The following is a 23,737-nucleotide window of genomic DNA, read 5'->3' as shown; positions in this document are numbered from 1 at the left end:
GGTCACACGGCGACCCCGTTGCTCGAAGGCTCGACGAGGGTGACCGCGGTCCACGACACCGGGGGGAGCGTGAGCCGGAGAACACCGCCGTCGATGGTCGCGGTGCCATTCGGCGCGACTCCGACCCTCCCCTGGTCGTGCAGGGTGTTCGCAGCGTGGATGTCCTCGTCGTGAAGCGTCTGCACACTCCCGATCAGCACGTCGCCGAGGTGAGTGGCGTCGATCTCGAGCGTGACCTCCTCGGTCTGGCTCCGGTTCACCAGGAACACCGCGGTGGCTCCGGCCTCGGCGTCGTGCGTGGCGACCGCATCCACCACGGGCACGTCCCCGTAGAGCGCCGTCTGATAGGTGGGGCAGTCCAGCCTCAGCTCGAGCGTGTGCCCACTCGCCAGGGACGAGACGAGGGCGAACGGGAAGAACGTCGTCTGTCGCCACGCGTCGCCGCCGGGTTCGGTCATGATCGGCGCGATCACGTTCACGAGCTGCGCCAGGCTCGCCGACGTGACGCGATCGGCGTGCCGGAGCAGCGAGATGAGCAGGTTGCCGACGACCACGGCGTCCACGACCGTGTAGGCGTCCTCGAGGAGCCGCGGCGCCACCGGCCAGGTGTCGACGTCGGTGATCCGTTCGAGCTCGTTGTAGCGGGTCTGGTACCACACGTTCCACTCGTCGAACGAGAGGTGCATCGTCTTCGTGCTGTGCTTGAGCGCCTTCACATGATCGGCGGTCGCGACGACGGAGTCGATGAAGCGGTCCATGTCGACGGCAGAGGCGAGGAAGCTCCCGTAGTCGCCGTCGCGGGGCTCGTAGTACGCGTGACACGAGATGTAGTCGACGTCGTCGTACGTCTCCTCGAGCACGACGCGCTCCCACTCGCCGAAGGTCGGCATCCCCGCGCCGGAGCTGCCGCAGACGACGAGCTCGAGCTCGGGGTCGAGCTGCCGCATGGCGCGTGCGGTCTTCGAGGCCAGCTGGGCGTAGCTCTCGGCGGTGCCGTGGCCGAGCTGCCAGGGTCCGTCCATCTCGTTGCCCAGGCACCACATGCGGATCGCGTGCGGTTCCGGGGACCCGTGCGCCGCGCGCAGCTCGGACAGCGCCGTCCCCGACCGGATGTTCGAGTACTCGAGGACGTCGAGTGCCTCCTGCACCCCGCGCGTGCCGAGGTTGACGGCGTACATGAGCTCGCAGCCCACCTTGTCCAGCCAGCGTGCGAACTCGTTCAGGCCGACCTCGTTCGTCTCGGTGGAGTGCCACGCGAGATCGAGCCGGCGCGGCCGCTCCTCCCGTGGCCCGACACCGTCCTCCCACCGGTAACCCGAGACGAAGTTGCCGCCGGGATACCGGATCGTGGTGACGCCGAGCTCCCGCACGAGCTCCATGACGTCCCGCCGGAAGCCGTCCTCATCCGCGGTGGGATGAGCAGGCTCGTACACACCGTCGTAGACGCAGCGCCCGAGGTGCTCGACGAAGGAGCCGAACAACCGCCTGTTGACGGGTCCGACGACGAAGTGGGGGTCGATGGTCAGATGAGCGCGGATCATGGCTCCTCGGTTCGGCTCGTCCTGCGGCAACGGGTCACGGCTCTGCGTCAAGGCTTCCGACGGACAGGCCGTGACGGCGTAGGAAAACGATATCGAACGTGGGAGGTCCCGGCTGGGACACCGTCCGGCGACGACCGACTGGCGGCGCGGCCGACCAGGTCCTGACCGCTGGGTCGGTCGCGCATCGACACCGCATCGACCCTGCGTCGACACCGCGTCGACACCGCATCGCCGCCCGGAACGCAGAAGAGCCAGGCCCGGACCTGAGTCCGACCTGGCTCTCTGTTGGGGAGATCCCCGTTCACACGTGCGCGAGGGGGGAGTTGAACCCCCACGTCCTTTCGGACACACGGACCTGAACCGTGCGCGTCTGCCTATTCCGCCACTCGCGCGTGAAGCAGTCCGAAGGCTATCCCAGGCCGACGTCAGCGCCCAAACCGGCGGCGCGCATGCACCCGACCCCTGAACGACCCCAGTACGATCGACGAGCCCGCCGGGATACCTGCGGGCATTCATGCATGTGGACACGACGAGATGCGAGGAGGCGCCGTGGGCGGGCTGCAGAGGTTCGAGCAGCGCCTGGAGTCGATGATCTCCGGCGTCTTCGCCCGGGCCTTCCGAAGCGCGGTGCAGCCTGTCGAGATCGCAGCGGCACTGCAGCGCGAGTGCGACAACAACGCACAGGTGCTCTCCCGGCAGCGCCGCCTGGTGCCCAACGACTTCCACGTCGAGCTGAGCCAGCCGGACCTCGACCGGCTGCAGCCCTTCGACACCGCGCTCGTCGACGACCTGACCAACCAGCTCCGGGACTACGCCGAGGAGCAGGGCTACGTCTTCCCGGGACCCATCTCGATCGACTTCGAGCACGCGGACGACCTGACGACCGGCCGGTTCCGCATCCGCAGCGTCGCGAAGGCGGAGGTCAGCGGCAACGCCAGCGACACGCGACTCACCCGCGCGTCGGCGTACCTCGAGGTCAACGGCACGCGCCACCCGCTCGACCGCAACATCGTCGTCGGCCGCGGCACCGAGGCCGACCTGCGCATCAACGACCCGGGCGTGAGCCGGCGGCACGTGGAGTTCCGCGTGCGCCAGGGGCCGGTCCCGCAGATCGAGGTGCACGACCTCGGCTCGACCAACGGCGTGCTCGTCAACGGGCAGCGCGTGGCGAGCGCGCTGGCCGACGACGGCACCGTCGTCAAGGTCGGCAACACGACCATGACCGTCCGCGTCGTGGAGGAGCCGGCCTGATGTCCGAGCTCACCCTGTTCCTCATCAGGATCGCCTTCCTGGCGATCCTGTGGATCTTCGTCCTCAGCGCCGTCTCGGTGATCCGCTCCGACATCTTCGGCGCGCGGGTGCCCGACACCGGGCGCGGCGCGGTGGCCGTGAAGCAGCGCAAGCAGCCGAAGGCCCGCGCCCGCAAGGGCGTCCCGACGCACGTGCTGGTCGTCGAGGGCCCCAACGCCGGCGAGCGCGCCGAGCTGGCCCAGGCGCCCGTCCTGATCGGCCGTGGCACGGACGCCGCCATCCGCCTCGACGACGACTATGTCTCCACCCGCCACGCACGCATCGCGGCGAGCGGTGACCAGTGGTTCGTCGAGGACCTCGGCTCCACCAACGGCACCTACATCGGCACGGTCAGGATCAGCCAGCCGACCACGCTCACCCTCGGCACGCAGGTCCGCATCGGCAAGACGATCCTGGAGCTGCGGAAGTGACCCTCCAGCTGCGCTATGCGGCCATCTCCGACGTGGGGAAGGTCCGCAAGGACAACCAGGACAGCGGGTACGCCGGCCCCTGGCTGCTCGCCGTGTGCGACGGTGTCGGCGGCGCCGCCCGCGGCGACCTCGCGTCGAGCACGGCCGTCCAGCAGCTGCGCAACCTCGACGACCCCCCGGAGCCGGAGCACACGGCCGAGGAGCTGGTCAGCCAGGTGGCCGGCGCGCTGCACCGCGCCCACGACCGGATCGCGGAGCTGGTCGAGCACGACCCGGCCCTGAGCAGCACGAGCACGACCGCGACGGTCGGCCTCTTCGACGGCGAGCAGCTCGCCATCGGCCACGTCGGCGACAGCCGTGCGTACCTGTTCCGCGAGCAGGGACTGACCCAGCTCACGCACGACCACACCTTCGTGCAGACCCTCATCGACGACGGCCGGATCACCGAGACCGAGGCGCGCTACCACCCGCACCGCAACCTCATCCTCAAGGCGATCGACGGTCAGCGCGAGGCGGAGCCGGACCTCTTCGTCGTCCCGCTGCAGGCCGGTGACCGGCTGATGCTCTGCAGCGACGGCGTCTGCGGCGTCCTCGACGACGGGCGCATCGCCGACGTGCTGACCGGCGGGAGCGCCGACTACGCGGCCGTCGAGCTCGTCCGGGCCAGCCTCGAGGCCGGCAGCAGCGACAACGTGACCTGCATCGTCGCCGACGTGGTCGAGGCGCCCGCCGACGACGCGGTCGACCCCGACGAGGTCGCCGAGCCCCAGCTCGTCGGCGCGGCCGCCGAGCTGCGCCGTCGACGGTTGTTCAAGGGCCACCGCAGCGGCGACACCGGCGAGCTCGAGCCGATCGTGGTCGACGACGACGCGGAGGGGCTGCCCGCCGGGGCGATCCCCGACGACCCCCTCGACCCCGATATCCGCGAGGCCCTGCGCTACGCGCCACGGTCCCCGCGACGCTTCGTGTGGCTCCGCCGCGTGCTCGTCATCGCGATCCTCGCCGGCCTGCTCTGGGTGGCCGCCGCCGCGGCGTGGTCGTGGGCGCAGCGGCAGTACTTCGTCGGGGTCGACGGCAACGTCGTCACCGTCTTCCGTGGCCTGAACACGTCGTTCGCGGGGATCGACCTGTCGACGCCGTACATGCGCACCGACCTGGCCGTCGCCGACCTCCCGACCTACGACGCGCGTCAGGTCGAGCAGGGCGTGACGCAGTCGAACCTCACCGACGCCCGCCACTACATCGACACCCTCGCATCGCACGCGGGCACGGGAGCCGAGTGATGTCGACGCTCTCCCCGGGCCGGGTCGACCAGCAAACCACCTTCCGCAGCCGTCGCGGCGCGGAGCTGTTCCTGCTCGTCCTCGCGCTGATCGTCGGCATCGGCGCGTACGCCTCCGTCGGGCTCGGCGTGAACGGCCACGTGCCCGCGGACATCCTGGGGTACGGCGGCTGGCTGGTCGCGCTCGTCGTCGCCGCGCACGTCACCATCCGCCTCGTCGCGCCGTACGCCGACCCGGTGCTGCTCCCCATCGTCGCCGCCCTCAACGGGCTCGGCCTGGCCGTCATCCACCGGATCGACCTGGCGCGGACCGACACCGACTTCGCGGCGAAGCAGCTCTTCTGGATGAGCGTCGGCGTCGGCCTGTTCATCGCCACGCTCGTCTTCCTCTCCGACCACCGCGCGCTGCAGCGCTTCACCTACACCTGCGGCCTGGGGGCCGTCGTGCTGCTGCTGCTCCCGCTCGCGCCGGGCCTTGGGACCCAGATCAACGGCGCCCGGATCTGGATCCACGTCGGCGGGCTCAGCTTCCAGCCGGGCGAGGTCGCCAAGGTCCTCCTGGTGATCAGCTTCGCCGGCTACCTGGTGCTGCACCGCGACGCGCTCGCGCTGGCGGGCCGCCGCTTCGGTGGGATCGACCTGCCGCGGGGCCGCGACCTCGGTCCGATCCTGGCGATGTGGCTGATCAGCCTCCTCGTGCTCGTCGCCCAGCGCGACCTGGGCTCGGGGCTGCTCTTCTTCGGCCTCTTCCTGGTGATGCTCTACGTGTCGACGGAGCGACCTGGCTGGCTGGTCGTCGGCGGCTTCCTCTTCACGGCGGGCGTCGCGGCGACGTACTTCCTGTCCGGGAGCGTCGGCTTCCTCGAGCACGTGCGCAACCGGTTCGACATCTGGCTGCACCCGATGGAGTACTACGACCGCAGCCCCGGCAGCTTCCAGCTCGTCGAGGGTCTCTTCGGCATGAGCTGGGGCGGGCTGATCGGCCGCGGCTTCGGCGAGGGACGCCCGACGCGCGTGCCGTACGCCGAGTCGGACTTCATCATGGCCGCCATCGGCGAGGAGCTCGGCCTGACCGCCGTGATGGCGATCATCCTGCTCTACGGCCTCATGGTCGAGCGCGGCCTGCGGATCGCCCTGATCTCGCGCGACAGCTTCGGCAAGCTGATGGCGACGGGTCTCGCGGTCAGCCTCGCCCTGCAGGTCTTCACCGTCGTCGGCGGCGTCACCCGCCTGATCCCGCTCACCGGCCTGACGACACCGTTCCTGTCATACGGCGGCTCGAGCCTGGTGGCGAACTGGGTCATCATCGCGCTGCTGATCCGGATCTCCGACCACGCGCGCCGTCCTCTGCCCGATCTCTCGGTCCCCGACGACCAGGATCAGCTCAACACCCAGGTCGTCAAGCTGCCATGAACAAGCCCATCCGCCTGATCGCGATCTTCCTGATGCTGCTGTTCGCGGCTCTGATGATCAACGCGACCTACCTGCAGTACTACGCCTCGGGGCGCTACAACGACGACGCCCGCAACCGCCGCGTGGTCGACGCCGAGTTCTCCCGCCAGCGCGGCGCGATCCTCGTCGGCCGCGACCCGGTCGCCGAGAGCGTGAAGTCGAAGGACCTCTACAAGTTCCAGCGCACCTACCCCAAGCCGCAGCTCTACGCCGGCGTGACCGGCTACTTCGCCTACGGCGGCGCTGTCACCGGGGTGGAGAAGTCGCAGAACAACGTGCTCTCCGGTGACGACTCGCGCCTCTTCGTCAACCGCCTCATCGACCTGCTCGGCTCCAAGGGTCCGGAGGGCGGCGACGTCGAGCTGACCATCGACGCCAAGGCGCAGAAGGCGGCGTACGACGGCCTGACGTCCCTTCCGGGCAAGGTGAAGGGCGCCGTGGTCGCGCTCGAGCCGAGCACCGGGAAGATCCTGGCGATGGTCACCACCCCGACCTTCGACCCCAACAAGGTCGCCACGCACGACTTCAGCGCCAACCAGAAGGCCTACGACAAGCTCAACGCCGACCCCGGCAAGCCGCTGCTCAACCGGGCGGTCCAGATGTCGCTGCCGCCCGGGTCGACGTTCAAGGTCGTCACGGCGGCGGCTGCCATCAGCTCCGGGAAGTACGACGCCTCGTCGATGGTCCCCGGCGGCGCGACGTACCAGCTCCCCCAGACGAGCGGCCCGTCCGGGCTCGTCGACAACGAGGGTCGCGACTGCGGCGTCAAGACCGTCAAGTTCACCCAGGCCATGGAGAACTCCTGCAACACGGTCTTCGCCCAGCTGGCGGTCGAGGTCGGCGCCGACGCGATGCAGAAGCAGGCCGAGGCGTTCGGCTTCAACTCCGACTACGACAGCTGGGACGACCTGCAGGGCACCAACGGGAAGTCCACGCTCACCACGTCGAACTTCCCGACGCAGATGAACCCGCCGCAGACCGGCCAGAGCGGCTTCGGGCAGTACGAGGTCCGGGCCACGCCGCTCCAGATGGCCATGGTCGCCGCCGGCATCGCCAACCAGGGCACCGTCATGAAGCCCTACCTCATCAACGAGGTGCAGTCGGCCGACTCCGACACGGTCGCCACCACCCAGCCCAAGAAGCTCTCCCAGGCGGTCACCCCGGAGACCGCCAAGGAGGTCACCAAGCTGATGGTCGCCACCGTCAACGACGGCACGGCGTCGCCGGCGGCCATCACGGGCATCCAGGTCGCCGGCAAGACCGGCACCGCGCAGAGCGGCCAGGACAACGTGCCGCCGTACGCGTGGTTCGTGTCGTTCGCGCCCGCCGACAACGCCAAGGTCGCCGTCGCGGTGATGATCGAGAGCGCCGACATCCCGCGCGACGACATCGCCGGCGGCAAGTGGGGCGGCCCGATCGCGAAGAGCGTCATGGAGGCGGTGTTGAACCCGTGAACCCTCCTGAGAACGGCGACGACACCGTGTACGCCGACGACGCCGGCCGCTACGTGCTCGAGAGCCGTATCGCCACGGGCGGCATGGGCGAGGTCTGGCGCGCCCGCGACACCGCGCTGGGCCGTGACGTCGCCATCAAGCTGCTCAAGCCGGAGTACGCCGGCGACCCGGTCTTCCGCACCCGGTTCGAGGGCGAGGCACGGCACGCCGCCGGGCTGCAGCACCCCGGGATCGCCGCCGTGTACGACGTCGGCGAGCAGATCCAGCGCGACGGCACCGTCCGGCCGTTCCTCGTCATGGAGCTCGTCGACGGCCGACCCCTCTCGTCGCTGATCCGTCCCGGCGTCGGCATGGACCCGACCGTGGTCCGCGACCTCATCGCGCAGACGGCCGACGCGCTGGCGGCGGCGCACGCGGCCGGGATCGTGCACCGCGACGTGAAGCCGGCGAACGTGCTCGTCACAGCCGACCGCACGGTGAAGATCACCGACTTCGGCATCGCTCGAGCACTCTCCGCGGCCGCGGTCACCGGGACCGGCGCCGTGATGGGCACCCCGCAGTACCTCTCCCCCGAGCAGGCCCGCGGCGACACCGCCTCGCCCGCCTCCGACGTCTACGGCCTCGGCGTCGTCGCGTACGAGTGTCTCGTCGGCCGGCGACCGTTCGAGAAGGAGACCGCCGTCGCGACGGCACTCGCCCATCTCAACGACCCCGTGCCGCCGCTGCCCGCCACCGTGCCTGCCGACATGGCGGCCGTGGTGATGCGGGCGCTGGCCAAGAAGCCGGCCGAGCGGTTCCCCGACGCCGCCGCGTTCGCCGCAGCGCTCCGGGGTGTGCCCGGCGCGCTCGACGCGCCGACCCAGGTCGTCGCTCCGGTGGCGACGCCCCCGGCTGACGCGACCCAGGTGATCACGGGCGTCGGAGCCCCGTCGCCGGGGACGACGACCACCTCCCGCACGACGACCGACGACGACGACCGACGCCGCGTCAACCCGTGGCTGATCGCCCTCATCACCGGTGCCGTGCTCGCAGCGATCCTCGTGGGATGGCTCCTGCTGCGTGGCAACGCGAACGACGCCCCTCCGCCCGGACCGACGACTCCGACGACGAGCGCCACCACCCCGACGCCGTCGCAGACCCCGACGACGAGTGCGGCACCGAAGACGTTCGACCTGAACGAGTCCGACTACGTCGGCCGTGACGTCGACTCCGTGCTCGCCGACCTGCGCGCCCTCGGCCTCGAGCCTCGCTCCAAGGAGATCGCGAACCCCGGCGACCAGAAGGCCGACAGCGTGGCCGCGATCTCGCCCACGAAGGGGCTGCAGGAGGGCGACAGCGTCGAGGTCGCCTACTACGGCAAGCCGACGCCGTCGGCGTCTCCGACCACCCAGACCCCGACGCAGCAGCCGACGACGAGCAGCCCGCCCACCACGCAACCTCCGACGCCCCCGGCCACGACGCCGCAGAGCGCGCAGACCACCACGACCAGCAGCACCACCACCGCGGAGCCGACAGCCAGCCCCGCAGCCCGGAAGGACATGGCCCGATGAGCAACGCAGAGCCGACGATCGTCGGTGGCCGCTACGAGCTCGGGGAGCTCCTCGGTCGCGGCGGGATGGCGGAGGTGCGCAAGGGCACCGACACCCGCCTGGGCCGTGTCGTCGCCGTGAAGCGGCTGCGCACGGACCTGGCCAGCGACGCCACCTTCCAGGCCCGCTTCCGCCGTGAGGCCCAGTCGTCGGCATCGCTCAACCACCCGGCCATCGTCGCCGTCTACGACACGGGCGAGGAGGTCACTCCCGAGGGGGTGGCACAGCCGTACATCGTGATGGAGTTCGTCGCCGGCCGGACGCTGCGCGACATCCTTCGCGAGGGTCGCAAGATCCTGCCGGAGCGAGCGCTCGAGATCACCTCGGGCGTGCTCTCCGCGCTCGACTACAGCCACCGCGCGGGGATCATCCACCGCGACATCAAGCCGGGCAACGTCATGCTGACCCCGTCGGGCGACGTGAAGGTGATGGACTTCGGCATCGCCCGTGCCATCAGCGACGCGCAGTCGACGATGACGCAGACCGCGGCGGTCGTCGGGACCGCGCAGTACCTCTCGCCCGAGCAGGCCCGCGGCGAGACCGTCGACTCGCGCTCCGACGTCTACAGCGCCGGCTGCCTGCTCTACGAGCTCCTCACCGGCCGGCCGCCGTTCGTCGGCGACTCTCCGGTCGCGGTGGCCTACCAGCACGTGCGGGAGCAGGCGCAGCCGCCGAGCGACCACGACACCGACCTCCCCCCGGAGATCGACGCCATCGTCATGAAGTCGCTCGCCAAGCGCGTCGAGGACCGCTACCAGTCGGCCGCGGCGATGCGCAGCGACATCGAGCGCTACCTCGACGGTCGCCCGATCTCGGTCATCGCCTCGGCCCCGCCCGCGTCCCCGCCCGCTGCGTCGCCGACGGCCACCGCTGTCGTCGCGCCGGTCCCGGCCGCGAGTCCCCTTCTCGACGCCGAGGAGGAGGAGTACGACGACCGGCGCTCCCGCACCGGCATGCTGGTCCTCCTCGGCCTGATCGTGATCGCGCTGATCACGGCCGCCGTGCTGCTGTGGCCCAAGCTCTTCCCGAACGCCCCCGAGCAGGTGGCCGTGCCGCGGCTGGTCAACCTGACCGAGTCGCAGGCGCGGGCCGCCATCGGGGACGCCGGCCTGACCGTCACCAACGTCGAGTTCACCAACAGCGACACGGTCGCCCCCGGCAACGTGGTCAGCCAGCAACCGCAGCCCGACACCTACGTCGACCCCGGCACCGGCGTCGAGATCACGCTCTCGGCCGGCAAGCCCCAGGTCGCCGTCCCGAACCTCGTCGGCATGCAGCTGAAGTCCGCGAAGGCCGCTCTGGAGGCGGCCGGGCTCGTGGCGAAGCCGGAGGTGCGCGAGTCCGACGAGCCGAAGAACAAGGTGCTCGAGTCCAACCCAGCGCCCGGCATCAAGGTCGATGCCGGCCAGGCGGTCACGCTCTACTACTCCGACGGCCCGGAGCAGGTGCCGGACGTGCGCGGCAAGACGCAGGCCCAGGCCGAGCAGATCCTGCGCGACGCCGGCTTCGACCCGGAGGCCAGGCCCGAGCCGAACACGACCGCTCCGAAGGGCACCGTCGTCGACCAGTTCCCGCAGGCCCCGGAGACGCGCAAGCAGGGTGAGAAGGTGCTCATCTTCGTGTCGACGTACGAGCCGCCGCCGCCGGTCAGCACGCCGCCCCCGTGCATCACGCCGACGCCCGGCATCCCGCCGCAGCCGACGGACCCGCCGATCTGCACGACCACACCCCCGGCGACCCCCTGACACCGCCGAGTCGGCGCATCCTGGCACTCTGACACCGCCGAGTCGGCGCATCCTGGCACTCTGAGAGCGCCGAGTCGGCGCATCCTGGCGAGCGCTTGCGAGGACGCGCCGACTCGAACCCTCACCAGCGCGAGGACGCGCCGACTCGAGCCGTCAGCGGATGGGACGCGCGTAGCTCAGGTCGCGCAGTCCGGTGTACGCCGGGGCCGTCAACCGGCTCTCCGGGTGCATGCTCCAACCGATGGATATGTCGGGGTTCTCCGCCTGCTGCCGGTAGAGCGTGACGTACGAGTCGTCGTTCACCGACCGGAGCATGTCGTCGACGTTGCCGACAGCGTCGATGACGAACGGCTGGGGGTACGGCACGCCCTGCAGCTGGATGGTGCTGCCCGAGCACTTGATGCCGGTCGTGCTGATCACACGCTGACCCTGGATCGTCACGGCGGTCGCGCCCCCGCGCCACAGTGCGTTGACCACGGCCTGCACGTCCTGCTGGTGGACGACGAGGAGGTTGGCGGCGTCGTCGCCGACGCGCTGGATCTTGTCCTCCGGCGCGTCCGACAGGGTGATGCGCAGCCCGGGGCCGGTGTGCGCCACGAGACCGGCGGGGTCCTTGAGGCCGTCGATCTCGTTCTTGTAGCGCTTGACCGTCGTGTCGTCGACCTCCTGGGTGAGCCGACTGACCTCCTTGTCGGTCTGCGTCACCTGGTCCTGGATCCGGTGGTAGCGCTGAGCCTCCGAGCCCGTCAGCGTGGCGAGGTCGGTGTAGCGGCCGGGTCGCAGGTCGGTGCCGTGGCTGTTCTCTGCGCTGACCACGAAGAGGGCTCCGCACACGAGGATGACGAGGGGTGTGCCCACCCGCCACAGCGGGATCCGCCGTACGGCGCGCCCGGTGGCGTGCGCCTGGGCTTTGTGCGGGTGGCCGGTCATGCCGACTAGGCTACGGCCCACGTGCGCCAGCACCATAGCCATCGCCGAACCCAGGAGTTGTCCTCGTGCCCAAGCTGAAGCCCTCGAAGGACTTCGTCGACCCGACGCGGGGACGGATCTTCACCGTCCGCTTCATCGTGTCCCTCGTGCTGATGGTCGTCGGCATCGCCTGGATCGTCTACTACTACGTGGCCGTCCGACCCGGCGACAACGGCAAGGCGGGCAGCCCGGCGTTCATGGCCGACTGGGCCAACTGGAACTACCTGATCGGTTTCGGGCTGTTCTTCCTCGGCCTGCTGGTCGCCGCCCACCCCTCGACGCCGCTCGGGCGCGGCCGCGGCGTCGTCGTCGGCATGCTCGGCTGCTTCCTGCTCGGCCTGGCGTGGATCTGCGTCTTCTACATCTTCTCCAACGACCTGACGCCGATCCCGGTGTTCAACGACCTCGGCCAGAAGAACCTCCTGGTCGGCATCGCCTTCATGGCCGTCGGTTTCGCCTACGCCACTCGCTGGGAGTGAGTCTCGACATCCCACGTTTGCGAACGCCGCTCCCGGGCAACCGGGGCGGCGTTCTTCGCATTTTCTGGGCCGGTTTCTTCACAGCTTGGGATAAACCTGTGGACGAATCACATTGATGTGATTCGTCCACAGTTGTGTATAAAGTTGTGGATTTCGAAGACTGGCGCGCGGCCCGCGAGGGCCGCGCAGGCTCAGTGCAGCAGCCCGCCACGAGCGACGGCGGACAAGCCCCGGTGCTGCCCCTCAAATTGGGTACGCCGGACCGCGGGCGCGGCGTGGCCGACCCGCGCCAGGTCCCCGCCAGGACCCCGCCAGGTCCTCGCCAGGACCGCGTCCCGTGAGGGTCAGGTGAGCGTCAGCGTGCGTACGACGATCATGAGGACGATCCCCGCGGCGATGACGCCCATGCCGCCCCACTGCACCTGTTGGCGCCACTTCCGCGGCGCCCAGACGATGGCGGCCGCGACGAGCACGCCGCCGATGAAGCCGCCGAGATGGCCCTGCCAGGAGATGTTCGGGATCGTCAGCGTCAGCACCGCGTTGATGCCGATCCAGACGAGGATGGACGACACGTTCATCCGGGTGCGCAGCGCGACCACGAGCAGAGCGCCCATGAGTCCGAAGATCGCGCCCGACGCGCCGAGAGTCGCCTGGTAGATGGGGGATGAGGCGTACACGAGCGCCGATCCCGCCAGGGCGGAGAGAAGGTAGAGGGCGACGTAGCGCACCCTGCCGAAGAGCTGCTCCAGCTGGGGGCCGAGCACCCACAGGGCGAACATGTTGAAACCGATGTGCAGGATCTCGACGTGCGTGAACGCACTGGTGATCAGCTGCCAGTAGGCGCCGTCGCTGACCCCGGGATACCACGTGCCGCCGTTCTTGGTGCAGACGTCACGCGCCACGTCGAACGCAGACGGGCCGACCACGCACACGCCGCTGGGCCGCAGCTCGAGCACGGCCAACAACCTGCTGCTGCCCCGCCCGGTGACGTTCACGAGCAGCCACACAGCGACATTGATCCCGATCAGGACCATCGACACCAGCCCGGCCGCGGACGGTCGAAGGCCGCCGTACGCCGTCCGGAGCGGGCGCTGCGTGCGCTGCCCCTCCTTCACGCACTCGGGGCACTGGAAGCCGACCGACGCCGCCACCATGCAGTCGGGGCAGATCGGGCGCTCACACCGCTGGCAGCGGATGTGTGCCTCGCGGCCAGGGTGCCGATAGCAGATCGGCACCCCGGCCGCAGAGGACTCGGTCACGTCAGACGATCTCGACGGACTCGATGACGACGGCGTCCTTCGGACGGTCGCCCGGGCCGGTCGCCGTGCTGCCGATCGCGTCGACGACGTCGCGGGACGCCTGGTCGGCGACCTCGCCGAAGATCGTGTGCTTGAAGTTCAGCCAGGTCGTCGGGGCGACCGTGATGAAGAACTGCGAGCCGTTGGTGCCCGGGCCGGCGTTCGCCATGGCGAGCAGGTAGGGCTTGTCGAAGACGAGCTCGGGGTGCGGCTCGTCCTTGAACGTGTAGCCGGGGCCACCGGTGCCGGTGCCGAGCGGGCAGCCGCCCTGGAGCATGAAGCCGTCGATGACGCGGTGGAAGGTGAGACCGTCGTAGAACGGACCGGTCTTGCCGTTACCCGCGTCGTACGCCTTCTCGCCCGTGGCGAGGCCGACGAAGTTGGCCACCGTCTCCGGGGCGTGGTTCGGGAAGAGGTTCAGGGTGATGTCACCCCGGTTGGTGTGGAGGATGGCCTGCTGGTCCGCCATGACTGTCCTTCTCTGATGTGGGTACCACTGATGAGTGCGGGTCGATCCTCGCACGACTGTTCAACGCCATTGACGTCAGGAGGCCCCACGATGACCAGGCAGACCACGCTCCTCGAGCGCGCCGCCGACCGGACCACCGATGCGGTGGAGACGGCCGTCGGGATCACCCAGGAGTTCATCGAGAACACCGCGAAGCCCTTCGTGGAGAACACAGCGATGCCCGCCCTGCAGGACGCGGCCGCCAAGACGGCGCCGATCGTCGCCGCCGGCGCCGGTATCGCCGCCGAGCGTGCAGCTCAGGCCAAGCAGTTCGCTGAGGCGAAGTCCCAGGAGCTCACCGGCCACCCCAAGAAGAAGCGGCGGGGACGCAAGCTGCTCATGTTCGCGCTGCTCGGTGCGCTCGCCGCGGCCGGCGGAGTGCTGGCGCGCCGCATGATGGGCAACTCGCCGGACTGGACGTCGGCAGAGCCGGCCTCCACGCCGGAGTCACCCGCGGAGACGCTCTACACCGACACGCCGGTCGACGACCTGACGACGCCGGTCAACAAGCCGCCGTACAGCTCCAACTAGATCCGGCGACACGTCTGAGCCGTCGTCGGCCCCCAGGGGTCGGCGACGGCTTCGTCATGCCAGCTCGGGGTTCTCCATCCGGATGCGCTCGACAGCGCGGTGCTCGACCCAGAAGATCAGCCCGGGGATCAGCCCGGCGATAAGCATGAGGGCGAACTCGGGCAGGCTCCAGCCCAGCCGGTGGGTCAGGACGAACGCGACCACCAGGTAGACGATGTAGATCCAGCCGTGCATCATCCAGAGCCACCACAGGTCCGGGACGTCGCTGTTGATCGCGTGGAGCACCCAGTCGATGCTCGCGGTCAGCAGGAAGACGCCGACCAGGATGGCGAGCACGCGATAGGCGGCGAAGAGCTTGGTCACGGCGCCGAGGGTACGGCGTCCTCCTGAGCGTCGTTCTCAGGGGTCGCCCCGGTGACCTCCTGGATGTGACGCCACCAGATGTAGACCACGAAACCGGCGAAGACCCACCACTCCAGGCCGTACAGGAAGTTGCGCAGACCCGTCAGCGTGCCGGCGTCCGGCAGCTGCTCGAGCGAGGCCCGCTGGAGCCCGGCCGCGGGCTCGCGATCGACCACGTAGGCGCCGTACAGGTCCTGGTCGACGTGTTGGATCACGTCGGCGATCCGCAGCTGCGGCAGTACGTCGTCCGACGGGTTGTCGTCGGAGACGCCCTCCGCGCCCTCCGGCGGCTGCAGCCACCCTGTCAGCTGGACGCCGCCGGTCGGCGGGGCCGGCGCATCGGCGACATGGGCCACCCACCCGCGTACCACCGGCATGGCCGGCTTCCCCGGACCGCCCACCGCCACCGGCGTGACGACCCAGTAGCCCTTCGCGCCCGCGTGCTCGCGCCCGCTCACGTAGACCGTGCCGCCGGGGACCCAGTCGCCGCTGAGCTCGACCGGGTGTCCTGTCATGAGTCCCGGGAACGGGTCGTCAGGCCCCATCACGGCGCTGAGCGGCTTAGGGGCCGCGGTGGTCGCGTCCTGAGCCTTCGCGTCGCGGTGGTCGCGCCACACGCCGATCTGCCACAGGCCGAGACCGATCGTGCCGACGAGGAGGACGAGCGTCAGCAGATGAGCCCCCCACAGACGCGGGGACCAGATCTTGGGTGGCACGCCAGTCAGGGTACGTCCGACGGGGTCGGCGCGCGCACTCGGCGAGATCCGTCAGCGCAGGGGTGTGACGCGCGCCGCGCGCGAGCAGCGAAGGACGTGGTCCCGACGGCCATTCATCAAGCCGTCCGCTGCTGGTCCAGGGCCATTCAGCGCACCGGGTCAGCGCAACTCGCCGAGGAAGGTGCGCGTGTCGCGCCTCGAGGGGCGCCGGGAGTGGCCCCTCATCGCGACACCCACGGGTAGTGACCGCAGGACGACCTGCGGTTTCACTCGGTGGAGCGTAGGGGACTCGAACCCCTAACCCCCTGCTTGCAAAGCAGGTGCGCTACCAATTGCGCCAACGCCCCCGGCGGCCGTCAGGCCTTGTGCGACGGAGTGACCGTGTCGGTCGCCTCAGCCCACTGCGCCCGCTCGGCGTTGCTCTTGTCGAACTGCTTCTTCGCGACCACGGCCGCGGCTGCTGCAAGAGCGATGAGGATCAGCTTCTTCACTGTCGTCTCCTTGTGAGAAGCCCCGGTCCGCTGTCGCGTCCGGGGCTTGTCCGTGGGCCTAGGAGGACTTGAACCTCCGACCCCCACATTATCAGTGTGGTGCTCTAACCGTCTGAGCTATAGGCCCGGGTGGCAGCCGGGTGGAAGCCCCGACGGCCGAGGCCAGACATTACCGGAGCCCTCGACCCGCCGCCAAAACGAGGTGACGTCATACGCGCTGGCGGCCGAGGCAGCCAGTTCGTATGACGTCCACCGAAGAGGTCAGCGGTCTTCCGTCAGGGTGACGTCGATCCCGCCCAGCAGTGCGGCCGCCATGTTGTAGAGGAACGCACCGAGGGTGGCGACGGCGGTCATCAGGACCACGTCGATCACCGACACGATCATCGTGAAGCCCATGACGCGTGACATGCCGACATAGTTGGTGACGTCGAACGAGGACGCGTCCGAGCCGCCGACGATGTCCTGCACGGTCTGGTTGATCGAGTCCCACACGCCGGCGGCGCCGAGCACCGACCAGACGATGAAGACAGAGACGATCGTGACCACGCCGAGTGCGATCGACAGCAGGAACGCCGTCTTCATCACCGACCACGGGTCGATGCGCGTCAGCCGCAGGCGTGCGCGCCGGGGAGTCCGTGCTCCCGGCCGCCGCTGCTGCGTCGGCGCGGAGTCGGTGTTCGCTGCGCGGAACTCGTCCGCCGCGGCGCTCAGGCGCTCCTTCAGCTGCTGCCCGAAGCCCGGGCGTGTAGCCGTGTCGTCGTCGCGCTGCGGCGCTGGACGACCGCTCACCCGAGTGGCGGTACGTTCGCCGGGACGCTCAGACATCCTCATTCCTCCGTGTCATCGACAATCTCAGCCGCGCCAGCGGCGTCGGCCGCCTCGATTGTTGCATCCACGTCCACATCCGCCGCCTCGGCGACGTCCGGCTCGAGCGGCCCGTCGGCCGCGGCAGCGGCCAGGTCCTCCTCGATCTCGTCCTCGCGGGACTCGACCGAGCGGGCCACCACGGCCACCGAGTCGCCGTTCTTCGGCGAGACGAACTTCACGCCCATCGTCGAACGGCCCTTGGCCGGGAAGTCGGCGTCGATGGGCGAGCGGACGACCTGCCCGTTGGCGGTGATCGAGAGGATCTCGTCGCCGTCCTTGACGATGAACGCCCCTGCGAGGACGCCGCGCTTCTCGTCGCTGAGCTGCATGGCACGCACGCCGAGACCGCCGCGGTTCGTGATCCGGTATTCAGAGATCCGAGACCGCTTGGCGAAACCGCCGTCGGTGATCGTGAAGACGTACTGCACGTCCTCGTCGGACTCCTCGTGCGCGGCTTCGGCCGCCCGGATGACCGACATCGACAGCACCGAGTCGCCGTCGCGGAACTTCATGCCCGTCACGCCCGACGTCGCGCGGCCCATCGGCCGCAGCTGGTCGTCGCTCGCGATGAACCGCACGGCCTGGCCCTTCCGCGACACCAGCAGGATGTGGTCGTCAGGGTTGACCAGCTCGGCGCCGACCAGCTCGTCGTCGTCCTCGCGGAAGTTGATCGCGATGACACCCGCCTGACGCGGCGAGTTGTAGTCGGCGAGCCGCGTCTTCTTGACCAGGCCGCTCCTCGTGGCCAGCACGAGGTACGGCGCCTGGTCGTAGTCGCGGATCGCGAGCACCTGAGCGATCGACTCGTCCGGCTGGAACGACAGCAGGCCGGCGACGTGGCCGCCCTTGGCGTCGCGAGCGGCCTCGGGCAGGTTGTAGGCCTTGGTGCGGTAGACCCGGCCGGCCGTGGTGAAGAACAGCAGCCAGTGGTGGTTGGTGGTCGCGATGAAGTGCTCGACGATGTCGTCGCCACGCAGTGTGGCGCCACGGACGCCCTTGCCCCCGCGCTTCTGCGAGCGGTAGGCGTCGGCGCGGGTCCGCTTGGCGTAGCCACCGCGGGTGATCGAGACGACGAGCTCCTCGTCGGGGATGAGGTCCTCCATGGACAGGTCCCCGTCGGCCGCGATGAGCTGCGTACGACGGTCGTTGCCGTACCTCTCGACGATCTCGTCGAGCTCCTCGATCACGATCGATCGCTGCCGCTCGGGCTTCGCGAGGATGTCCTTGAGGTCCGCGATGACGCGCTCGAACTCAGCCAGGTCGTCGATGATCTTCTGGCGCTGCAGCGCGGCCAGCTGGCGCAGCTGCATGTCGAGGATCGCGGTCGCCTGGAGCTCGTCGATGTCGAGCAGCGCGATGAGGCCCTGGCGGGCCTCCGCGACGTCGGGCGAGCGCCGGATGAGCGCGATGACCTCGTCGAGCATGTCGAGGGCCTTGACGAGGCCGCGCAGGATGTGGGCGCGCTCCTCGGCCTTGCGCAGTCGGTAAGCCGTCCGTCGCTGGATGACCTCGATCTGGTGCGCTACCCAGTTCGAGATGAACTGGTCGATCGAGAGCGTCCGCGGCACACCATCGACGAGCGCCAGCATGTTGGCGCTGAAGTTGGTCTGCAGCTCGGTGTGCTTGAGCAGGTTGTTGAGCACGACCCGCGCGACCGCGTCGCGCTTCAGCACGACGACCAGTCGCTGGCCGGTGCGGTCCGACGTGTCGTCGCGGACGTCGGAGATGCCCTGCACCTTGCCGGAGTCGGCGAGCTCGGCGATCTTCAGGGCCAGGTTGTCCGGGTTGACCATGTAGGGCAGCTCGGTGATCACCAGGATCGTGCGGCCCTTGTCGTCCTCGTCGACGGCGATCACGGCGCGCTGCGTGATCGAGCCGCGACCGGTGCGGTAGGCCTGCTCGATGCCGGCGTGGCCGACGATGAGCGCTCCGTTGGGGAAGTCAGGGCCCTTGACGCGCTCGATCAGCGCCTCCTGGAGCTCCTCCCGGGTCGCCTCGGGGTGCTCGAGGGCCCACTTCGCGCCGTCGGCCACCTCACGCAGGTTGTGCGGCGGGATGTTGGTCGCCATGCCGACCGCGATGCCGGCGGACCCGTTGACCAGCAGGTTGGGGAACCGGGCCGGCAGGATCGTCGGCTCCTGCGAGCGGCCGTCGTAGTTCGGCTGGAAGTCGACGGTCTCCTCGTCGATGTCGCGCACCATCTCCATGGCGAGCGGCGCCATCCGGCACTCGGTGTATCGCATCGCCGCGGCGGAGTCGTTGCCCGGCGAGCCGAAGTTGCCCTGGCCCTGCACCAGCGGGGCGCGCATGACCCACGGCTGCGCCAGGCGCACCAGGGTGTCGTAGATCGCCGTGTCGCCGTGCGGGTGGTACTGACCCATCACGTCGCCGACGACGCGCGAACACTTCGAGAAGCCGCGGTCCGGGCGGTAGCCGCCGTCGTACATCGCGTACAGGACGCGACGGTGCACCGGCTTCAGGCCGTCACGTACGTCGGGCAGAGCTCGCCCGACGATGACCGCCATCGCGTAGTCGATGTAGGCGCGCTGCATCGAGGTCTGCAGCTCGATCGGCTCGATGCGACCGCCGAGGGGGGCGCCGCCGTCAGTGGGAGTCTCAGTCATCAGATATCGAGGAACCTAACGTCCTTGGCGTTGCGCTGGATGAAGGAGCGGCGCTGCTCGACGTCCTCGCCCATGAGGATCGAGAAGATCTCGTCGGCATGGGCGGCATCGTCGAGCGTGACCTGCAGCATCAGCCGCTGGTCGGGGTCCATCGTGGTCTCCCACAGCTCCTTGGCGTTCATCTCGCCGAGACCCTTGTAGCGCTGGACCGGGTTCTCCTTCGGCAGCTTCTTGCCCTGGGCCTGACCCTCGCGCAGCAACGCGTCGCGCTCGGCGTCGGAGTAGACGAACTCGTGCTCGTGCGGCTTGTTCCAGCGCAGGCGGTAGAGCGGGGGCTGGGCCATGTACACGTAGCCCTGCTCGATGAGCGGCTTCATGAAACGGAACAGCAGCGTCAGCAGCAGCGTGTTGATGTGGTGGCCGTCGACGTCGGCGTCGGCCATCAGCACGATCTTGTGGTAGCGCAGCTTGGCGATGTTGAACTCGTCGTGGACCCCGGTGCCCAGTGCCGAGATGATCGACTGGACCTCCTGGTTGGCCAGGACCTTGTCGAGGCGCGCCTTCTCGACGTTGAGGATCTTGCCGCGGATCGGGAGGATCGCCTGGATCCGCGGGTCGCGGCCCTGCCGGGCGGAGCCGCCGGCGGAGTCACCCTCGACGATGAAGACCTCGCACTCGGCCGGGTTCGTCGACTGGCAGTCCGAGAGCTTGCCCGGGAGGGCGCCGTTGCCGAGCAGGCCCTTGCGGTTGCGGGCGAGGTCGCGCGCCTTGCGGGCGGCGATGCGGGCGGTCGCCGCGGCCTGGGCCTTGCGGATGACCTCCTTGCCCTCGGAGGGGTTCTGCTCCAGCCATGCGCCGAGCTGGTCGTTGACGACCGACTGGGTGAAGCCCTTCGCCTCGGTGTTGCCGAGCTTGGCCTTCGTCTGGCCCTCGAACTGCGGCTCGCCGATCTTGAGGCTGATGATCGCCGTGAGCCCCTCGCGGATGTCGTCACCCGTGAGGCGGTCCTCCTTCTTCTTGATCAGGCCCCACTCCTCGCCCCAGCGGTTCATCAGGCTGGTGAGCGCGGCGCGGAAGCCCTCCTCGTGGGTCCCGCCCTCGGGGGTGTTGATCGTGTTGGCGAAGGTGTGGACGGCCTCGTTGTACGACGTCGCCTGCCACTGCATGGCGAGCTCGAGGCTCATCGGGTTGCGGGCGCTGTCCCCGGTCTCGGCCTCGAAGTGGATCACCGGCGAGACCGGCGCCTTGCGCTTGTTGAGGTACTCGACGTAGTCGGCGAGACCGTTGTCGTACTTGAAGATCTGCTCGAGGATCTTGTGGCCGCCCTCGTCGGTGGCGTGGACGTCGGAGGCCAGGTCGCTCTCAGCGCCCTCGGCGGCCACCGCCTCGGCGATCTCCTCGGTCTCGGGCCGCTCGTCGCGCAGCACGATCTTGAGGCCCTTGTTGAGGAAGGCCATCTCGCGGAACCGCGTCGAGATCGTCTCGAGGTTGTACTCGGTCGTCTCGAAGATGTCGTCCGAGGCCCACCAGGTCACCTTGGTGCCGGTCCGCTCGCCGCCCTCGAGGGCGCGCACCTGCCGCAGCGGGTAGTCGGGGACGCCCGACGAGAACTCCTGCTCCCAGACGTGGCCGCGGTTCTTGACCTCCAGGCGCAGGCGCGTCGAGAGCGCGTTGACGACCGAGGAGCCGACGCCGTGCAGACCACCGGAGACCTTGTAGCCGCCGCCGCCGAACTTGCCGCCGGCGTGGAGGACCGTCAGCGCGAGCGTCGCCGCCGGCAGCTCCTGGCCCGGAGCCGTGTCGGTCGGGATGCCTCGCCCGTTGTCCTCGACGCTCACCGAGCCGTCGGGGTTCAGCGTGATGAGGATCGTGTCGCAGTGGCCGGCCAGCGCCTCGTCCACCGAGTTGTCGACGATCTCCCAGATCAGGTGGTGGAGGCCGCGCACGCCCGTGGAGCCGATGTACATGCCGGGACGCTTGCGGACGGCCTCGAGCCCTTCGAGCACCTGGATCGCCGAGGCGTCGTAGTCCGCCATGACGGGGGTGGGAGGTGTGGGCTTCTGGGGCGTTTCGACTTGCGTCGGCTGGGACTGCGTGTCGGCGGTCTCGTCGGCTTCGCTCACGGGCCAATGTTACCGGTCTGAGACCCGGAAACCACGCATCGCCCCTGTGGACGGGGGCGACTGGGAGTGAAAAGCGGCCCGTGACGTGACGGAAGCGGCGCTGCGAGGCCCGAACGGGGGTCCCGATGGGTCCCTGTACCGGCGGGCGGCCGTCAGATCGGCAGATTCGAGGTCGACTCAGCCGTACGTGTCGCGCGGACCGCGACCGTCCCGGGACGAGAGCCTGCCCTTCTTCCACGACGGTCCGTGCGGGCCGAGGACGTCGATCGCCAGGACCGTCCCGTGCCCGAGCTCCTCGTTGAGTCGACGTACGACGGTCGGCGCCAGCAGCCTCAGCTGGGTCGCCCAGGCCGTCGAGTCTGTGCGGACCACCAGGCGGCCGTCGGCGAACGACTCGGGCGTCGCGTGGTCGGCGATCTCGGTGCCCAGGATCTCGGACCACCGGGCGAAGACGCCGTGCACGCGCAGGTCGAGCTCCCAGCCGTGGTCGGCGACGAGGCGTCCGAGCGTCGCGTCGAGGAGCTGGGGGTCGCGGTCGTCGGGGTGGCTGCCACTCACCCGGCCTCGCACGGGCGGCTGCTGCTTGCGCCGCTTGGTCGCCTTCCTCGTCGAGGACCCAGCGGTGGCCCGCGTCAGCGCGCGAGCCAGGTCGAGACCGTCCGCTGCCGGCGTCTCGTCGGCAGGCTGACCCTCCGGTCGCTCCGGCCGTACGTCGTCGTCCGCCCGGGCAGGATCGTCCTCAGGCGTCATCGCGGTCGACCTCCCCGCCCGCCACGCGGTAGCGCGTCCCGCGCAGCGCCTCGGGCACGTCGGCACCGACGGCCGCGGTCACGAGCACCTGCTCGGCGCCGGCCACGAGCGCGGCTAGCTGGTCGCGCCGGTCGGTGTCGAGCTCGGCGAACACGTCGTCGAGGATGAGGATCGGGTCGTCGCCGTCCGCACGGAGCAGGTCGTACGACGCCAGCCGGAGGGCGAGCGCGAACGACCACGACTCCCCGTGCGACGCGTAGCCCTTCACCGGAAGATGACTCCTGCGATCCGGCTCCTCCGGCGCGGGCGACCCGGTGCCGATCGTCAGCAGCAGCTCGTCGCGGTGCGGCCCGACCAGTGACACGCCCCGGTCCAGCTCGTCGCGCTGCCGTCGGGCGAGCTCGGCGTGGATGGCCTTCTCGATCTCCGCCTGGGTGGTGGCCCCGGCGAGGTCGAACGACGGCCGGTAGGCGATCTCCGCGTCGTCACGCGACGCTCCACGCGCGACCGTCTCGTAGGCCTTGCCGACGTACGGGCGCAGCGCGTCGGTGAGCGCGAGCCGCTCCGCGAGGATCTCGGCGCCGGTGCGCGCGAGGTGCTCGTCCCAGACCGCCAGCGTCGCGAGGACGCCTTCCTGGCCTCCCCGTCCGCCCGAGCGCCCGGTGCGGAGCAGCGAGTTGCGCTGCCGGAGCACGCGGTCGTAGTCCGCGCGAGCGCCGGCCAGTCGCGGCGTACGCAGCACCATCAGGTCGTCGAGGAAGCGTCGGCGCTCGGCGGGATCGCCCTTGACGAGGGCGAGGTCCTCGGGCGAGAACAGCACGGTACGCACCAGGCCGACCAGCTCGCGGGTGCGCGGCAGGGGCGAGCGGTTGATCCGCGCACGGTTCGCTCGGCCGGGATTGATCTCGACCTCGAGGACGGCGGTGCGGCCGTCTTTCACGACAGCCGCGCGTACGACGGCCTGGTCGGCGCCGGCGCGCACGAGCGGTGCGTCGGAGGCCACGCGGTGCGACTGCAGCCGCGACAGGTAGTCGATCGCCTCGACGAGGTTCGTCTTGCCCTGGCCGTTGCGGCCGACGAACGAGGTGACGCCGGGCTCGAGTGCGACCTCCGCGCTCTCGTAGGACCGGAAGTCGTGGAGGGTCAGGTGCGAGACGTGCACGACTCCTCCTCCCCGTTCGCCTTCGGGGAGAAC

21 protein-coding genes and 3 tRNA genes are annotated in these 23,737 nt (G+C 69.8%); 9 read left to right on the top strand and 15 right to left on the bottom strand.

The features are described from left to right. Positions 1-2: 2 nt before the first annotated feature. Together arfA and ABD205_RS04580 are read right to left on the bottom strand one after the other, a co-directional pair. Positions 3-1,541 carry an arabinosylfuranosidase ArfA gene (arfA, locus tag ABD205_RS04585; RefSeq protein ID WP_344042861.1) on the bottom strand — a complete coding sequence of 513 codons (1,539 nt, stop codon included), beginning with the start codon at positions 1,539-1,541 and terminating at the stop codon, positions 3-5. Positions 1,542-1,849: 308 nt separating this feature from the next. Next, positions 1,850-1,933: transfer RNA gene (locus tag ABD205_RS04580), tRNA-Leu, on the bottom strand. A gap of 157 nt (positions 1,934-2,090) precedes the next feature. Between ABD205_RS04580 and ABD205_RS04575 the strand changes: the two genes are divergently transcribed. The 7 genes from ABD205_RS04575 to pknB are packed head-to-tail and all read left to right on the top strand — an operon-like array spanning position 2,091 to position 10,784. After that, positions 2,091-2,792: an FHA domain-containing protein gene (locus tag ABD205_RS04575; RefSeq protein ID WP_344042859.1), complete on the top strand. Its 702-nt coding sequence runs from the start codon at positions 2,091-2,093 to the stop codon at positions 2,790-2,792. Next, positions 2,792-3,262: an FHA domain-containing protein FhaB/FipA gene (locus ABD205_RS04570; RefSeq protein ID WP_344042857.1), complete on the top strand. Its 471-nt coding sequence runs from the start codon at positions 2,792-2,794 to the stop codon at positions 3,260-3,262. The genes ABD205_RS04575 and ABD205_RS04570 overlap by 1 nt, the downstream gene beginning before the upstream one ends. Next, positions 3,259-4,545, top strand: a complete 1,287-nt coding sequence (locus tag ABD205_RS04565) for a PP2C family protein-serine/threonine phosphatase (protein ID WP_344042855.1) — start codon at positions 3,259-3,261, stop codon at positions 4,543-4,545. The genes ABD205_RS04570 and ABD205_RS04565 overlap by 4 nt, the downstream gene beginning before the upstream one ends. Continuing rightward, the gene (locus ABD205_RS04560) at positions 4,545-5,957 is read left to right on the top strand and encodes an FtsW/RodA/SpoVE family cell cycle protein (RefSeq protein ID WP_344042853.1); all 1,413 of its coding nucleotides are present in this window, start codon (positions 4,545-4,547) and stop codon (positions 5,955-5,957) included. Before ABD205_RS04565 ends, ABD205_RS04560 begins: the two co-directional genes overlap by 1 nt. Next, on the top strand, positions 5,954-7,450 hold the full coding sequence (locus ABD205_RS04555; protein ID WP_344042851.1) for a peptidoglycan D,D-transpeptidase FtsI family protein: 1,497 nt from the start codon (positions 5,954-5,956) through the stop codon (positions 7,448-7,450). Before ABD205_RS04560 ends, ABD205_RS04555 begins: the two co-directional genes overlap by 4 nt. After that, positions 7,447-9,000, top strand: coding sequence for a protein kinase domain-containing protein (locus tag ABD205_RS04550; protein WP_344042849.1), 1,554 nt, complete (start codon positions 7,447-7,449; stop codon positions 8,998-9,000). Before ABD205_RS04555 ends, ABD205_RS04550 begins: the two co-directional genes overlap by 4 nt. Further along, on the top strand, positions 8,997-10,784 hold the full coding sequence (pknB, locus tag ABD205_RS04545; protein ID WP_344042847.1) for a Stk1 family PASTA domain-containing Ser/Thr kinase: 1,788 nt from the start codon (positions 8,997-8,999) through the stop codon (positions 10,782-10,784). The genes ABD205_RS04550 and pknB overlap by 4 nt, the downstream gene beginning before the upstream one ends. A gap of 153 nt (positions 10,785-10,937) precedes the next feature. On the opposite strand, the gene ABD205_RS04540 is transcribed toward pknB, so the two are convergent. Then, on the bottom strand, positions 10,938-11,714 hold the full coding sequence (locus tag ABD205_RS04540) for a DUF881 domain-containing protein (protein WP_344042845.1): 777 nt from the start codon (positions 11,712-11,714) through the stop codon (positions 10,938-10,940). A gap of 65 nt (positions 11,715-11,779) precedes the next feature. Between ABD205_RS04540 and ABD205_RS04535 the strand changes: the two genes are divergently transcribed. After that, positions 11,780-12,232, top strand: coding sequence for a cell division protein CrgA (locus tag ABD205_RS04535; RefSeq protein WP_344042843.1), 453 nt, complete (start codon positions 11,780-11,782; stop codon positions 12,230-12,232). 344 nt (positions 12,233-12,576) lie between these two features. Here the strand turns inward: ABD205_RS04535 and ABD205_RS04530 are convergent, their stop codons facing one another. Continuing rightward, positions 12,577-13,491, bottom strand: a complete 915-nt coding sequence (locus ABD205_RS04530) for a rhomboid family intramembrane serine protease (protein ID WP_344042841.1) — start codon at positions 13,489-13,491, stop codon at positions 12,577-12,579. A 1-nt stretch (position 13,492) separates the two neighbouring features. Then, positions 13,493-13,999: a peptidylprolyl isomerase gene (locus ABD205_RS04525; protein ID WP_344042839.1), complete on the bottom strand. Its 507-nt coding sequence runs from the start codon at positions 13,997-13,999 to the stop codon at positions 13,493-13,495. Positions 14,000-14,089: 90 nt separating this feature from the next. Between ABD205_RS04525 and ABD205_RS04520 the strand changes: the two genes are divergently transcribed. Next, entirely contained in the window at positions 14,090-14,569 is a 480-nt protein-coding gene (locus ABD205_RS04520; protein WP_344042837.1) for a hypothetical protein, read from the top strand. Between the two features lie 54 nt (positions 14,570-14,623). Here ABD205_RS04520 and ABD205_RS04515 read toward each other — a convergent pair whose 3' ends face one another. The 10 genes from ABD205_RS04515 to recF form a co-directional block, all read right to left on the bottom strand. After that, a complete protein-coding gene (locus tag ABD205_RS04515) occupies positions 14,624-14,932 on the bottom strand; it encodes a DUF3817 domain-containing protein (RefSeq protein WP_344042835.1) in 309 nt (102 codons plus the stop codon). After that, positions 14,929-15,687 (bottom strand): SURF1 family protein, encoded by a 759-nt coding sequence (locus tag ABD205_RS04510; RefSeq protein WP_344042834.1) that lies wholly within the window; start codon positions 15,685-15,687, stop codon positions 14,929-14,931. The genes ABD205_RS04515 and ABD205_RS04510 overlap by 4 nt, the downstream gene beginning before the upstream one ends. 274 nt (positions 15,688-15,961) lie before the next feature. After that, positions 15,962-16,034, bottom strand: a tRNA-Ala gene (locus ABD205_RS04505). A 9-nt stretch (positions 16,035-16,043) separates the two neighbouring features. Continuing rightward, positions 16,044-16,178 (bottom strand): DLW-39 family protein, encoded by a 135-nt coding sequence (locus ABD205_RS04500; RefSeq protein WP_344042832.1) that lies wholly within the window; start codon positions 16,176-16,178, stop codon positions 16,044-16,046. A gap of 53 nt (positions 16,179-16,231) precedes the next feature. Then, positions 16,232-16,305, bottom strand: a tRNA-Ile gene (locus tag ABD205_RS04495). A 134-nt stretch (positions 16,306-16,439) separates the two neighbouring features. Then, a complete protein-coding gene (locus tag ABD205_RS04490; RefSeq protein WP_344042830.1) occupies positions 16,440-16,967 on the bottom strand; it encodes a DUF3566 domain-containing protein in 528 nt (175 codons plus the stop codon). 38 nt (positions 16,968-17,005) lie between these two features. Then, complete coding sequence (gyrA, locus tag ABD205_RS04485; RefSeq protein ID WP_344042828.1) at positions 17,006-19,669, bottom strand: DNA gyrase subunit A; 2,664 nt, start codon at positions 19,667-19,669, stop codon at positions 17,006-17,008. After that, positions 19,669-21,705, bottom strand: coding sequence for a DNA topoisomerase (ATP-hydrolyzing) subunit B (gene gyrB, locus ABD205_RS04480; RefSeq protein ID WP_344044461.1), 2,037 nt, complete (start codon positions 21,703-21,705; stop codon positions 19,669-19,671). The genes gyrA and gyrB overlap by 1 nt, the downstream gene beginning before the upstream one ends. Positions 21,706-21,969: 264 nt before the next feature. Continuing rightward, a complete protein-coding gene (locus ABD205_RS04475) occupies positions 21,970-22,542 on the bottom strand; it encodes a DciA family protein (protein WP_344042826.1) in 573 nt (190 codons plus the stop codon). Next, the gene (recF, locus tag ABD205_RS04470; protein WP_344042824.1) at positions 22,532-23,704 is read right to left on the bottom strand and encodes a DNA replication/repair protein RecF; all 1,173 of its coding nucleotides are present in this window, start codon (positions 23,702-23,704) and stop codon (positions 22,532-22,534) included. The genes ABD205_RS04475 and recF overlap by 11 nt, the downstream gene beginning before the upstream one ends. Positions 23,705-23,737 lie beyond the last annotated feature (33 nt).

The organism is Nocardioides panacihumi (assembly GCF_039530925.1).
GTDB classification, from domain to species: Bacteria; Actinomycetota; Actinomycetes; order Propionibacteriales; family Nocardioidaceae; genus Nocardioides; species Nocardioides panacihumi.
Note: the sequence above shows the minus strand (reverse complement) of the source record. Positions and strands in the feature narration are given on the sequence as shown.

Coding starts and splice junctions, on each gene's coding strand:
- arfA (WP_344042861.1), bottom strand. CDS start 1,541: ATGATCCGCGCTCATCTGACCATCGACCCCCACTTCGTCGTCGGACCC.
- ABD205_RS04570 (WP_344042857.1), top strand. CDS start 2,792: ATGTCCGAGCTCACCCTGTTCCTCATCAGGATCGCCTTCCTGGCGATC.
- ABD205_RS04560 (WP_344042853.1), top strand. CDS start 4,545: ATGTCGACGCTCTCCCCGGGCCGGGTCGACCAGCAAACCACCTTCCGC.
- ABD205_RS04555 (WP_344042851.1), top strand. CDS start 5,954: ATGAACAAGCCCATCCGCCTGATCGCGATCTTCCTGATGCTGCTGTTC.
- pknB (WP_344042847.1), top strand. CDS start 8,997: ATGAGCAACGCAGAGCCGACGATCGTCGGTGGCCGCTACGAGCTCGGG.
- ABD205_RS04540 (WP_344042845.1), bottom strand. CDS start 11,714: ATGACCGGCCACCCGCACAAAGCCCAGGCGCACGCCACCGGGCGCGCC.
- ABD205_RS04525 (WP_344042839.1), bottom strand. CDS start 13,999: ATGGCGGACCAGCAGGCCATCCTCCACACCAACCGGGGTGACATCACC.
- ABD205_RS04520 (WP_344042837.1), top strand. CDS start 14,090: ATGACCAGGCAGACCACGCTCCTCGAGCGCGCCGCCGACCGGACCACC.
- gyrA (WP_344042828.1), bottom strand. CDS start 19,669: ATGACTGAGACTCCCACTGACGGCGGCGCCCCCCTCGGCGGTCGCATC.
- gyrB (WP_344044461.1), bottom strand. CDS start 21,705: ATGGCGGACTACGACGCCTCGGCGATCCAGGTGCTCGAAGGGCTCGAG.
- ABD205_RS04475 (WP_344042826.1), bottom strand. CDS start 22,542: ATGACGCCTGAGGACGATCCTGCCCGGGCGGACGACGACGTACGGCCG.